Here is a 12,862-nt window from a genome sequence, read left to right on the forward strand (position 1 = left end):
GGTTGGAAGATATATTAGGAAGCGAATGGGAAATTACTCCTGCTGGCGGAGCGACAGGAGAAGCTTATTTTGCAAAATTTCAAGACCGAAAGCTTTTTTTAAAGCGTAATTCATCACCTTTTTTAGCAGTATTGTCAGCTGAAGGAATTGTACCGAAGCTCGTGTGGACAAGACGAATGGAAAATGGAGATGTGATCACAGCTCAGCACTGGCTAGATGGTCGAGAATTAAAACCAAAAGATATGAATTCGAGTCGAGTGACAGAATTGCTTAGTAAAATTCATCATTCAAACGAGTTATTAGATATGTTGAAAAGGTTGGGGAAAACACCGCTTCTTCCCGAAGACGTGCTAGCCGATATCGTAGAGAATGTGGACGAGCGACTTCAAAAAGAAAGTATTGTAGAGCAGGGAATCAGTTATTTACAAGCAGAGCTTCCGTCCGTTCAGACAGATAAATATGTTGTGTGTCACTGTGATGTGAACCACAATAACTGGATGCTTGGAGAGAATACGCAGCTATATTTAATCGACTGGGACGGAGCGATGATTGCAGATCCTGCTATTGATTTAGGTTTACTGCTTTATTGGTACATCAATCCATCTCAGTGGGAAGAATGGCTTGAGCATTATGGAGTTGAACTAACCGAGAACTTGAAAAAGAGAATGAAGTGGTATGTGATAAGTCAAACCATTTTATTCGTTGAATGGCATCGTTCGAAAAATGAACATTCTGAAATGAATTACTGGCTTGAATATCTTCGGATGTTGCTCGTCAACGACATTCAAGCACAGTAGCAAAGATTATGACAAGGTAGATAGTTCTTGGACCCATTGTGATAAATTTTGTTGATTGGTTTGAATATGTTCGTCTAAATGAGCAGCACTTTTTGCATCTTGCGTGTATTTATACACGTTTTGTAGTGTTGCTTGTACGTCTGTGCTAGCGTATCCTTTTGCTAACATTGATTGAATTAAACGTTCAACCTGTTCACATTCCGCAACCGTTCCGCAGCAATCACTTTGATGATTAGATAAAATATCTTTTAATATATTCATTTGGTGTTCGGCATTTAAAGGCATTAAGCATCATCCTTTCTCGTATGATGCTCTTATTTTTTTCTATCTAAACACAATTATGCATGAGAATGTCGGTTGTTTTGAATAACCGACATTTTCAATGCGTCAAAATACATTAAAGAGGTGCAACATGAGATTACGAAACAAACCTTGGGCAAAAGATAAAATTGCTGAAAATCCTCAATACGTGGTTCCAAATCCAGCAGAGTATAAAGGGAACTGGAAAGAGGTTTTTGGAAACGAAAATCCTCTTCATATTGAAGTAGGAACAGGAAAAGGCCAATTTTTAGTAGGGATGGCTAAACAAAATCCGCATATCAACTATATTGGAATTGAAATGTATGAAAGTGTCATCTTAAGTGCTCTAGAACGATTGATTGAAGAAGAGCTTCCAAATTTAAAGCTGTTGAATGTAGATGCTAACCACCTTAGTGAGTTTTTTGCAAAAAATGACGTGGATCGCGTTTATCTCAATTTCTCTGATCCATGGCCAAAAAAGAGACATGCCAAACGCCGTTTAACATACAAAACGTTCTTAAGCATGTATGAAAACCTGCTGGTTGATGGTGGAGAAATTCACTTTAAAACAGATAATCAAGGGCTATTTGAATATTCATTGACAAGCTTTTCAGAATATGGGCTTCTTCTCAAATACATTAGCTTAGATTTGCATAAAAGCGATTTTGAAGGCAATGTTATGACGGAATATGAAGAGAAATTTTCACAAAAAGGCAGCCGTATTTACCGCTGTGAAGTAAAATACCTGAACGAAAAAGACTGAGTTCCTCAGTCTTTTTTTGTTCAAAAAGAGAAGGAGATAGTGATAAAATAAAAAGGAATATAATGGAGGTGTAAAATGGAAACGTTAACAATAGGCGGATTAAAAGTGACATGGCTTCGTGGAGGGAATAATCATTTAGACGGAGGAGCAATGTTTGGTGTTGTTCCAAAAGAGCTTTGGACAAAAAAATATCCTATCTCAGAAGGAAACCGAATTCCAATGAGGACTGATCCTTTGCTCGTTCAAACTGAAAAACACCTCATGTTAATTGATGCAGGTATAGGGAATGGTATGTTGGATGAGAAAAAAAAGCGTCATTTTGGTGTAACAGAAGAATCATTTATTGCTGAAGATTTACAAAAGTTGGGGTTTACGTGCGAAGATATTACTCATGTCATTATGACGCATCTTCACTTTGATCATGTGTCAGGGTTAACAAAATGCAGCAATGGCCATTTTTCCTCTGCTTTTCCAAATGCAAGAATCTTTGTTAGTGAGATCGAGTGGAATGAAATGAGAAATCCTAATATACGTTCTAAAAATACGTATTGGAAACAAAATTGGGGATTTATTCAGCATCAAGTAATAACATTTAGCGATAAAGAGGAAATTGTGCCTGGAGTAACGGTTCATCATACCGGCGGTCACAGCGATGGTCATGCTGTAGTTGTATTAAAAGGAAACAATGACATCTTAGTGCACATGGGCGATCTTTTGCCAACACATGCACATCAAAATGTCTTATGGGTAATGGCATATGATGATTATCCAATGACTTCGATTGAACAAAAGCAGCAGTGGCTAGCTTATGCCTATGAGAATCATGCTTGGCTAAGTTTTTATCATGATGCTTTTTATCGAGCTGTAAAATGGGATAACAAAGGAGAAATAGTTGACGAAATTAAACGGGTGCATTCAGCGTCAATTCAATAATAGAACCGCTTTTTTTATCAATGAAAAACTCGTAATGTTCCTGTTTTGCATCACGTGTTCTGATAATTCCACCTGTATAACCATAAAAAGAGAGACCATGTTTTTGAATGACTTTAGTCGTTGTTTCAATCCAGGAGCCGTCGATTGCCCCATTTTGTTTAAAAGCGCTTTTAACAATCGTAAGGGCTTCCGATGAGGAAATTGACGACTTTCTTTTTTGAAGAATATAAGCGCTTGCAAATCCGACTGCAGCTCCTGCTATTAGTTGAGTCCATTTCACGTTATTCACCTGCTTTTTAAGGATATGTTTTCATCATTATATCAAATTGTCGAATGCTTTGTTAAGTTGAGTTGTAGAAGAGAAGGACGGAACTAGCAACTATTTCCGGTTTTCGATACAATAAAGAAAATGATACATAAAGGAGAGTATATATGAACAATGAAACGCTATCTCTATTTAAAACATTAACGGAGTTACCAGGTGCCGCTGGAAACGAACATCAAGTACGTTCATTTATGCGCTCGCAAATTGAACCCCTTGTAGATGAAGTCATTCAAGATGGGTTAGGAAGTTTATTCGGCGTTCGCTATAATGAAGAAAAAGGTCCTAAAGTAATGGTAGCGGGACATATGGACGAAGTAGGATTTATGGTTACGTCTGTAACAGATAAAGGAATGCTTCGTTTTCAAACTCTAGGAGGATGGTGGAGTCAAGTACTGCTAGCTCAACGCGTCCATGTTGTTACAAAAAAAGGTCCTATCACCGGCGTAATTGCTTCTATCCCTCCTCATTTATTAGACGAATCACAGCGCAACAAGCCAATGGCCATTAAAAATATGATGATTGATGTGGGCGCAGATAGTAAGCAGGAAGTAGCAGAAATGGGCATTCGTCCTGGCGATCAAATTGTACCGATTTGTCCGTTTACGCCAATGGCAAATGAAAAGAAAATACTGGCGAAAGCATGGGATAACCGCTATGGGTGCGGACTTGCGATTGAATTATTAAAAGAAGTAAAAAATGAAAAATTGCCAAATATCTTATATTCTGGAGCTACTGTGCAAGAAGAAGTAGGACTTCGCGGTGCTCAATCAGCTGCGAATATGATTAAACCGGATTTGTTTTATGCACTAGATGCTAGTCCAGCTAACGATACATCAGGCGATAAAAATGCATTTGGACAATTAGGAAAAGGCGTATTACTTCGTATCTTTGACCGTACGATGGTCACACATAGAGGAATGAGAGAATTTATTTTAGATACAGCTGAGACAAACAGCATCCCTTATCAATACTTTGTTTCTCCAGGAGGTACGGATGCAGGGCGCGTTCATACTTCTAATAATGGAGTTCCTTCTGCGGTCATCGGCGTATGTTCACGTTATATTCATACTCATGCGTCTATGATTCATGTAGATGACTATGCAGCCGCAAAAGAATTACTTGTCAAACTCGTACGTTCTACAGACCAAACAACGCTCGATACGATTAAGCAAAACGGATAAAAAAGAACAAAGCAGCTGCGTTTGCGGTTGCTTTGTTTCATAATGACAGGAGAAAAAAATGAAAATTGCAATCGGAACGAAAAATCCAACGAAAGTAAATGCAGTAAAAAAAGTATTTGGAGATACTTTTACATATGTAGAGGTAGCCGTGCAGTCCGGGGTGTCGCCACAGCCTTTTTCTGACGAAGAAACCATCGAAGGAGCGATTAACCGCGCGCGTGCTGCTGTCAAAGAGACAGGTGCTGATATCGGCATTGGGCTTGAAGGAGGGGTGCAGGAAACACCTCATGGTTTATTCCTTTGCAATTGGGGAAGTCTTGTTACCTCTAAGGACCTTGAACCGATTTTAGGTGGAGGGGCTCGTATTCGGCTTCCTGAAGCGGTAGCCGGTATGCTTCGTCATGATAAAAAAGAATTAGCCGAAGCTATGGAATTGTATACAAACCAAAAGAATATTCGAAAAAAAGAAGGAGCAATCGGTATTTTTACCAATGGAAATTTAGATCGGACGGCTATGTTTTATCAGGTTGTTTTAATGCTAAAAGGACAGCTGGATTTTAGGACAAATCAAGCTGTTCAATAGGAAATTTCTTTGTAACCCTTTATAATAGAAAAGCATCAGTGTATGATAGTTGCAACAACTCATATACTATGTTTTGATGTAGAAGGATTAAATAATGTATAGGGCTTTAGCCGTTTAAATACGAAAGTAAAAGAAAAAGTGGAGGTAAGAAAAATGGAAAAAATGCAAACAATTGAACAATACAAAGAAATCATTAAAGAAGGAAAGCATATCATGATGTTTTCAGCAGACTGGTGCCCAGATTGCCGAGTAATCGAGCCTGTGCTTCCAGAAATTGAGGCGAATCATAGCGAGTATACATTTCACTATGTCGACCGCGACGACTTTATCGATCTTTGTGCAGAATTAAGCATATTTGGAATTCCAAGCTTTGTTGGTTACAGCAACGGAGAAGAGACAGGGCGCTTTGTCAGCAAAGACCGTAAAACAAAAGAAGAAATTGAAGAGTTTATTAACGGCTTAAATGCATAAATCAAGTGAAGACTGATAGCGATCTACAGCTATCAGTCTTCATACATAAAAATGAGAAAAGGAGGCGTAAATATGGCGAAAATGAATAGTCAAAAGATGAGAAAACTACTAGAAGAGCGATTAACGGGTGCGGATTGGTCCTTTTTATTTGATCGTGAAAAAGATACGCTGCGCGTTGAACATCAGGAAACGAAAAAAGGTGTAACTATTTCTTTACCTGGGCTAATTGCAAAATGGGAAGAAAAAAAGGAAGCGGCTCTAGATGAAATGGTATATTATATAAAAGAAGCTCTTCGTGTTATGAACGATGAACAGCAGGTAACGGGAAAAGAAAAGCGCATTTATCCAGTTATTCGCTCAACGTCTTTTCCAGATAAATCGAATGAAGACTTGCCGTTGATTTATGATGAACATACAGCTGAAACACGCATTTATTATGCGCTTGATTTAGGCAATACATATCGTCTATTAGATGAGAAACTAATTCGCAAGGAAAATTTAGATCTATCCGCAGTGCGGGAAATGGCTAAATTTAATCTTCGCTCTTTGCCGATTTCACATAAAAAAGATACGGTAGCAGGCAATGACTTTTATTTTGTCAATCAGAACGATGGATACGATGCAAGCCGAATTCTTAACGAGGCATTTTTGCAAGATTTTGCTTCTAGTGTTTCGGGCACAATGGCTATAGCAGTACCTCATCAAGATGTGCTGATTCTAGCTGATATCCAAAACGAAACGGGTTATGATATTCTTGCGCAAATGACCATGAGCTTTTTTGCAAGTGGACGTGTACCCATCACAGCTCTTTCATTTTTATACGAAAACGGTGAGCTAGAACCTATTTTTATTCTAGGAAAAAATCGCAGTAAAGGACGGGACTAATTATGAATCTTTTTTATAATAAAGAAGGTATCGGCGATACGTTAATCGTCAAGCTAGAAGATATCGCAATTGAAAATCGCACGTTTGAAACAAAAGGCGACGTTGTACGTATCTTTGATCAAAAATCAAATACAACAGCTGGCTATAACATCTTTCATGCTTCTTCTAAGTTAAAAGTAGAGGGAAATGGTTCTCTTGAATTAACAGAAGAAATGGTGGAAGAAGTAAATCGTGTACTTAGCGAAAGCGGTTTTGAAGGTAAACTTGAAGTGGATTTATCTCCTAAATTTGTAGTGGGATATGTTCAAGAGAAAGAAAAGCATCCAAATGCAGATAAGCTGAACATCTGTAAAGTAGATGTTGGCACAGAAACACTTCAAATTGTGTGTGGAGCACCAAATGTAGACGCAGGTCAAAAAGTCGTGGTAGCAAAAGTAGGAGCGGTTATGCCAAGCGGTATGATCATTAAAGATGCAGAGCTACGCGGTGTACCTTCTTCAGGTATGATTTGCTCTGCTAAAGAGCTGGCGCTTCCGAACGCTCCCCAAGAAAAAGGGATTTTAGTACTTGAAGACAAATATGAAGTAGGTCAACCTTTTTAAGCATAAAAGCAGAGTGCCATACTGATTTATAGGGCAAAAGCATGATGTTTTTTTACACGTATATTTCAAAGCGTTACAGTTGCTGAAAAGCAATTGTCAATTCTTAAAAAGGTTTGATAAAATTAAAAGCCACTAGTATATACTAGTGGCTTTTTTCGTGTTTAATTATGAGTGCTAACTAGACGCGAAAAAATATTTTTGTAAAGAGGAATTTTACTGTATAAATAAGGGAAGCAAAATAGTAGATTTTATAGTAAGAGTTCAAGCATACGTGATAGAATGATAAATGAAAAGATAGTATATATATCCATCTCAGAGAATACTTTGAGGCCAAAGGTAAATAAAGGATACATGGATAGCTTTTTGTAGATATCGCAGCACTGCGGTATAAGAGGCTAAACGAAGTAAGATAGTCTGATAGAAAGAGTGATAAAAATGGGTTTTGTACGAAAAGTAATGGATTATTTACTAGGATACGAAGTGAAAGAAATCGTTGTAGACGAACATGGAAATACAACGGAAGAATACCCTTTAAATAGAGAAAAAACAATTCCTAAAAAGAAGACTCCTAAGCCGAAACAAATGCAGTCAGTTCATCAAAAGCCAGTGATGAAAGCAGCGCCAAAACCTTCTGTTCCACACTCGGCCAGAACGCAAAAGCGGAGTTACAGTGAAGAGCAGCAAGATGTTCATACAAAAGTAGCTTATCAATATCCAAAAGGAACGTTTCGTTTTCCTTTAATTGATGATACGGGAGAAGCAAAAAAAGCAGCAGTTCCTAAAAATGAACCAAGGCCTGTAACAAAAAAGGCACCGGCTCCGTTTTATCAAGAGCCTGTTCGCAAGTCGGCGCTAACGCAGCCTAAGTCAGTATCTCAACCGTTAAAAACGGTATCTGAAAAGAAAGAAGCGGTTCCGCAAGTAAGAAAACGTCCGTTTCGTCCGACTGAAATTCCTTCACCTGTTTATGGGTTTAATAAGCGGCCTTCTAATGTTGTACAAAACGGCAGTGAGGAAGTAGTAGAATATGAGCTGCCGAGTACACAGTTATCAAAAGCAGCGTTTGAAGATGAAATTTACCGACGAGCGATGAATACAGCTGTTGTAGAGCCGTTAAGAAAACCAGTTTCTACGCCTATAGCCGAAGAAGCACCGATTCAAGAAACAGAAGAAATGATGCAACTGTCTTCTCAGCGTTTTGCTCAGTGGAAGCAATATGAGGAAAATCAAAAAGAGAAGCTATCATTTCCTGACGAAAAGCCAAGTTCTTCAGCAGCTGTAAAAGAACAGGAAGAGGTGCCAACTTTTGAAGAATCACACGCGGTCGAACCGTTAGTGGGACAAGAGAGAACTCTTGACTGGGATTTAGCGAAAGGTATGACAGCGCCCGAAGAAGTTCAAATTTCAGAGGAAACGCGCCCGTCTGAACCATCAGTTTCTCTCCAACAAGAGATAGGAAATGAGACTGAAGAAGTAGAAGCAGAAACGTTGATGGACGGAAGCGCAGTGTTTTTACAAGCAGAAGAAGAAGTAGAAGCACTAAAGCCTAGAAAGAAAGAAGAAGCTCCAGCTGCTGAGAAAGAAAGTGACGTCATTCTAGAAGAGCCAGCAAACAGTGTTCATATGGAAGCAGAACATGAGCTGAATTCTGAAAGTTTAAATTCATCGCAACCCGCAGCTGATGAGTGGCAACCAGAAGCGGCATCGGCTGTTGTTCACCAAGAGCTTGAAAATTCGGTGATAAAAGAGGAAGAGAGCAGCATGCAGGAAAGTCAAGAGTTACAAGAACAAGTACAGCAAGAGTCAGCTGTAGAACCTCTTGTACCTGCAGAACAGCCAGGAAATGCTGAACGAGCTCGCGGTAAGCGATTAGTGCCTTTTAACGTGATGATGCTGAAAAAAGACCGCACAAAGGTGAATAACAGCGCTCGAGAAAAAAGTCAGCCGTCTCAAGGTTCATACCAAAGGCAGGAGGCAGAAGCTCTGCAAAAAAAAACGGAAGTAAGTAGGCAAGAAGAAGTTCACGGTGAAAAAACCAAAGAAGCGGTTCCGCAGGCTTCGTTAAAAGCTGAAGAACCTGTAAATGTAAAGGCTTCTTCTCCTTATGCATTTCCTGGAATGAACTTGCTTAACATTCCTCCAGCTGCTATTGAAGAAGATAATCAATGGGCGGATGAGCAGCGTGAGCTTTTGGATATGACATTAAAAAACTTTAACGTTCGAGCTAAGGTCGTAAACGTCACGCAAGGTCCTACCGTGACCAGATTTGAAGTACATCCTGAACCCGGTGTGAAAGTGAACAAAATCACGAATTTAACAGATGATATTAAACTGAGCCTAGCCGCGCGTGATATCCGAATTGAAGCGCCGATTCCAGGGAAAAATACGATTGGAATTGAAGTGCCAAATCGTCAAAGTAAGCCGGTGTTAATTCGTGAAATTTTGAGGCATCCTTCTTTTAGAAAAGATAACTCTCCTTTAACGGTGGCGTTAGGATTAGATATTTCAGGAACGCCGGTTGTGACTGACTTGAATAAAATGCCTCACGGTTTGATTGCCGGAGCGACAGGGTCTGGTAAAAGCGTGTGTATTAATACTATTATCGTCAGCTTGCTTTATAAAGCTGCGCCACACGAAGTCAAGCTTATGTTAATTGACCCTAAAATGGTTGAGCTAGCTCCTTACAACGGTATTCCGCATTTAGTCAGCCCGGTTATCACGGATGCTAAAGCAGCTACTACAGCTTTAAAATGGGCAGTAGAGGAAATGGAGCGCCGTTATGAATTGTTTGCACATGCGAGCGTACGTGATATTACAAAATACAACGAACGTGTAAAAGAACATAATGAAAAAAGCGGGGAGCTGCCATATCTAGTTATTATTATTGATGAACTTGCCGACTTAATGATGGTATCTCCTGGGGAAGTAGAGGAAGCTATTTGCCGTATTGCACAAAAGGCAAGAGCATGTGGCATTCACTTATTGCTTGCAACGCAGCGTCCTTCCGTAGATGTAATTACAGGCTTAATTAAAGCGAATGTGCCAACGCGTATTGCATTTTCTGTTTCTTCGCAAGTTGATTCACGTACAATTATCGACACAGGGGGAGCAGAGAAGCTACTAGGTAAAGGTGATATGCTGCTTCTTGAAAACGGCTCTTCTAAAAGCGTTCGAATTCAAGGGAACTTTGTTTCAGATGAAGAAATTGACCGCGTTGTAGATCATGTCAAAAAACAAATGAAGCCAACATACCTATTTGATCAAGAAGATTTGTTGAAAAAGCAGCAAAGCTTTGCTTCAAATGAAGAGGATGAGCTTTTCTATGAAGCATGCGAGTTTGTGCTAGATCAAGGCGGTGCATCTACTTCCAGTCTGCAAAGACGCTTCAGAATGGGGTACAATCGGGCAGCGCGCCTAATTGATATGATGGAGCAGCAAGGAATTATTTCAGAAGCAAGAGGAAGCAAGCCGAGAGATGTGCTCATTACCGAAAACGAGCTTCAGGAAATGGAAAGTCAAACAGCCACTTCTACATTTTAAGCTGTTTTTCTACATGTAGGTTAAAAAAGAGGCTATGCAAAATCAGCAGGATACAGCATGGTGTGAGCTAACGCTCTGTCACTGTATCCATCGCTTCTTTTTTTCCTGCTTTAAGTTTGTTTATACAGAATTTGAGTAGAGATTTTGGAAGAAATCCATCAAGAAAAAAAGGAAAAGGTTTGTCAGAACTAGTAAAATGATTTACTATATGTAAGGATAATGTGTGTGTTGCTTTTTTAGCATGTGATAGTTTGCTATCATTTCTCACCGGCAGAAACATATGAGCTGAAGGCGTATAAAGAGGACAAACTAAAATAATTAGAGTACGAGTGAAGAGTAATGACAGAAGAAAATCATGAACTGATTAACTTTAATGAAATTCGTGAACAAAAGCAGCTTCAGTCTGATAATGCTATTTGCGACTTTTACAATCAATATTTCTTTTTTGTGAACCGCTATACGAATATACGAGAAAAAGTGCGGGCTTCACATTTATTTAAAGAGTTAGTAAACTTGCCTCATGAGGCGCCTCTGTCTGATTCCCATGAACAATTATTTTTTCAGTGGTTTGCATTTGAATATGTAACCATTCAGGGGAAAACCTTGCTGCAGCTTTTTTTAGCTGATCAGGCGAAACAGAAAACAGAGTCGTTTTTGATTCAAGGAGCCTTTTTTTTGACGAGTGTACTAGAGCCAATTATTGTGTCTAAAGTACCTAATTCGTTTTTCTTAAAAGGATATACCCCATTGACAAATGAGCAGGTTATCATCAAAGATGTAAGAGGAAGATTTGCAAATTTAGAGGAACAACAAGTAATTTGGATTCGAAAAATAAAATCAATCGGATATGACGTGTTAATTGACTCTTTCTTTTTAGGACATAAACAACGCATTGAACAGTTAGTAACGCAATATAATGACAAAAAAAATGCAATGACATGGCGCTCGTTTTTAAAACAGCAGGCTATATACTATGTGATGAAGCCAAAATAAAAGGCCGTTTCGCAAGGGAAGAGAGTAGAAATGGAGTCATGGAGTTATGTTATAAGAAGTGATATAATGTACGAATGTTATCGTGAAATCAGCAATCAAACGACATTTATATACGTTTGTAAGAGCAATTCTAGATAACCGTCATATACTGTCTTACAGATAGACGAATGTTGGAGGTTCTTTATATGACAGTTTACCATTTTGTAGGTATTAAAGGAACAGGAATGAGTGCGCTTGCGCAAATCCTAAACGATATGGGCTTTCAAGTTCAAGGATCGGATATTGAAAAAGAAATTTTTACGCAAAAAGCACTAGAGCAGCAGGGAATTCCTGTTTTACCATTTGATAAAAATAATATTAAAGACGGCATGACTGTAATCGCAGGAAATGCTTTTCCTGATACGCATGAAGAAATTGCAGAAGCAGCTTCAAAAGAAGGAGTCAAGCTTGTACGCTATCACCGTTTCTTAGGTGACTTTATGAAACAGTATACGAGTGTAGCCGTAACAGGAGCACACGGAAAAACATCCACAACGGGTATGTTAGCGCATGTGATTCAAGGAGCTGAACCTACTTCATATTTAATTGGAGACGGTACGGGTAAAGGTGTAAAAGACAGCAAGTATTTTGCGTTTGAGGCATGTGAGTATCGCCGCCATTTCTTATCTTATACGCCAGACTATGCAATTATGACGAATATTGATTTTGATCACCCTGATTATTTTGCCAATATCGATGATGTATTCAGCGCGTTCCAAGAGATGGCACTTCAAGTCAAAAAAGGAATTATTGCCTGCGGTGACGATGAACATCTGCAGCAAATTCAAGCGAAGGTACCTGTTCTTTATTACGGATTAGGTGAAGAAAATGATTTCCAAGCACGTAATATCGTAAAAAGCACAACAGGCACAACATTTGATGTGTTCGTTCGTAATACATTCCACGCATCATTTGAAATTCCAGGGTATGGCGACCATAACATCTTAAATGCACTTTCTGTTATTGCACTTTGTCATTATGAAGAAATTGATGTTGCTGTGCTGCAAGAGCGTTTTAAAACATATCAAGGTGTAAAGCGTCGTTTCAGTGAAAAGAACGTTGGCAAACAAGTGCTAATCGATGATTATGCACACCATCCAACGGAAATTAATGCAACGATTTCAGCTGCTCGTCAAAAGTATCCAAACCGTGAAGTTGTGGCTGTTTTCCAACCGCATACGTTTACGCGTACACAAACGTTCTTAGAGGACTTTGCAGCAAGCTTACAGCACGCTGATAAAGTATATCTATGTGACATTTTTGGATCAGCTCGTGAGCATCAAGGTAAATTATCAATTGAAGATTTACGAAGCAAAATCAGCGGAGCTGAATTAATTAATGAAGAAACAATTGAATCGTTAAAAGACCATAATGAAGCTGTATTAGTATTTATGGGTGCTGGAGACATTCAAAAGTTTGAAAAACTATATCAGCAGACCGTATCATAAAA

General features: G+C 38.9%; 13 protein-coding genes. 11 read left to right on the plus strand and 2 right to left on the minus strand.

Translation table 11 applies throughout. The annotated features are described in order from the left end of the window. The first annotated feature begins 2 nt into the window (after positions 1 to 2). Complete coding sequence (locus tag AC2YJL_RS00330; protein ID WP_195695791.1) at positions 3 to 797, plus strand: phosphotransferase family protein; 795 nt, start codon at positions 3 to 5, stop codon at positions 795 to 797. A gap of 6 nt (positions 798 to 803) precedes the next feature. Here AC2YJL_RS00330 and AC2YJL_RS00335 read toward each other — a convergent pair whose 3' ends face one another. Next, positions 804 to 1,082, minus strand: coding sequence for a YtzH-like family protein (locus AC2YJL_RS00335; RefSeq protein ID WP_013059510.1), 279 nt, complete (start codon positions 1,080 to 1,082; stop codon positions 804 to 806). Between the two features lie 127 nt (positions 1,083 to 1,209). On the opposite strand from AC2YJL_RS00335, the gene trmB reads away from it, so the two are divergent. Together trmB and AC2YJL_RS00345 are read left to right on the plus strand one after the other, a co-directional pair. Further along, positions 1,210 to 1,860: a tRNA (guanosine(46)-N7)-methyltransferase TrmB gene (gene trmB / locus AC2YJL_RS00340; RefSeq protein ID WP_013059509.1), complete on the plus strand. Its 651-nt coding sequence runs from the start codon at positions 1,210 to 1,212 to the stop codon at positions 1,858 to 1,860. Between the two features lie 75 nt (positions 1,861 to 1,935). Further along, the gene (locus tag AC2YJL_RS00345; RefSeq protein ID WP_251568898.1) at positions 1,936 to 2,793 is read left to right on the plus strand and encodes a YtnP family quorum-quenching lactonase; all 858 of its coding nucleotides are present in this window, start codon (positions 1,936 to 1,938) and stop codon (positions 2,791 to 2,793) included. On the opposite strand, the gene AC2YJL_RS00350 is transcribed toward AC2YJL_RS00345, so the two are convergent. Further along, positions 2,762 to 3,073: a PepSY domain-containing protein gene (locus AC2YJL_RS00350; RefSeq protein WP_025750689.1), complete on the minus strand. Its 312-nt coding sequence runs from the start codon at positions 3,071 to 3,073 to the stop codon at positions 2,762 to 2,764. The two genes, AC2YJL_RS00345 and AC2YJL_RS00350, sit on opposite strands and share 32 nt — an antisense overlap. Positions 3,074 to 3,225: 152 nt before the next feature. Here AC2YJL_RS00350 and AC2YJL_RS00355 point away from each other — a divergent pair, with 152 nt between their 5' ends. The 8 genes from AC2YJL_RS00355 (at position 3,226) to murC (ending at position 12,860) form a co-directional block, all read left to right on the plus strand. Beyond that, the gene (locus tag AC2YJL_RS00355) at positions 3,226 to 4,299 is read left to right on the plus strand and encodes a M42 family metallopeptidase (RefSeq protein WP_013059506.1); all 1,074 of its coding nucleotides are present in this window, start codon (positions 3,226 to 3,228) and stop codon (positions 4,297 to 4,299) included. Positions 4,300 to 4,357: 58 nt separating this feature from the next. After that, positions 4,358 to 4,882: a DUF84 family protein gene (locus tag AC2YJL_RS00360; RefSeq protein ID WP_195695793.1), complete on the plus strand. Its 525-nt coding sequence runs from the start codon at positions 4,358 to 4,360 to the stop codon at positions 4,880 to 4,882. A 153-nt stretch (positions 4,883 to 5,035) separates the two neighbouring features. Then, entirely contained in the window at positions 5,036 to 5,353 is a 318-nt protein-coding gene (locus AC2YJL_RS00365) for a thioredoxin family protein (protein ID WP_013059504.1), read from the plus strand. 72 nt (positions 5,354 to 5,425) lie between these two features. Then, a complete protein-coding gene (locus tag AC2YJL_RS00370) occupies positions 5,426 to 6,238 on the plus strand; it encodes a DUF1444 domain-containing protein (RefSeq protein WP_251568896.1) in 813 nt (270 codons plus the stop codon). 2 nt (positions 6,239 to 6,240) lie between these two features. Continuing rightward, positions 6,241 to 6,840, plus strand: coding sequence for a YtpR family tRNA-binding protein (gene ytpR, locus AC2YJL_RS00375; protein WP_195695794.1), 600 nt, complete (start codon positions 6,241 to 6,243; stop codon positions 6,838 to 6,840). A gap of 435 nt (positions 6,841 to 7,275) precedes the next feature. Further along, the gene (locus tag AC2YJL_RS00380; RefSeq protein WP_251568895.1) at positions 7,276 to 10,380 is read left to right on the plus strand and encodes a DNA translocase FtsK; all 3,105 of its coding nucleotides are present in this window, start codon (positions 7,276 to 7,278) and stop codon (positions 10,378 to 10,380) included. A gap of 339 nt (positions 10,381 to 10,719) precedes the next feature. Next, positions 10,720 to 11,373: a hypothetical protein gene (locus AC2YJL_RS00385; protein ID WP_013059500.1), complete on the plus strand. Its 654-nt coding sequence runs from the start codon at positions 10,720 to 10,722 to the stop codon at positions 11,371 to 11,373. A gap of 185 nt (positions 11,374 to 11,558) precedes the next feature. Then, positions 11,559 to 12,860 (plus strand): UDP-N-acetylmuramate--L-alanine ligase, encoded by a 1,302-nt coding sequence (gene murC, locus AC2YJL_RS00390; RefSeq protein WP_013059499.1) that lies wholly within the window; start codon positions 11,559 to 11,561, stop codon positions 12,858 to 12,860. Positions 12,861 to 12,862 lie beyond the last annotated feature (2 nt).

The organism is Priestia sp. SRI_019, assembly GCF_057586255.1.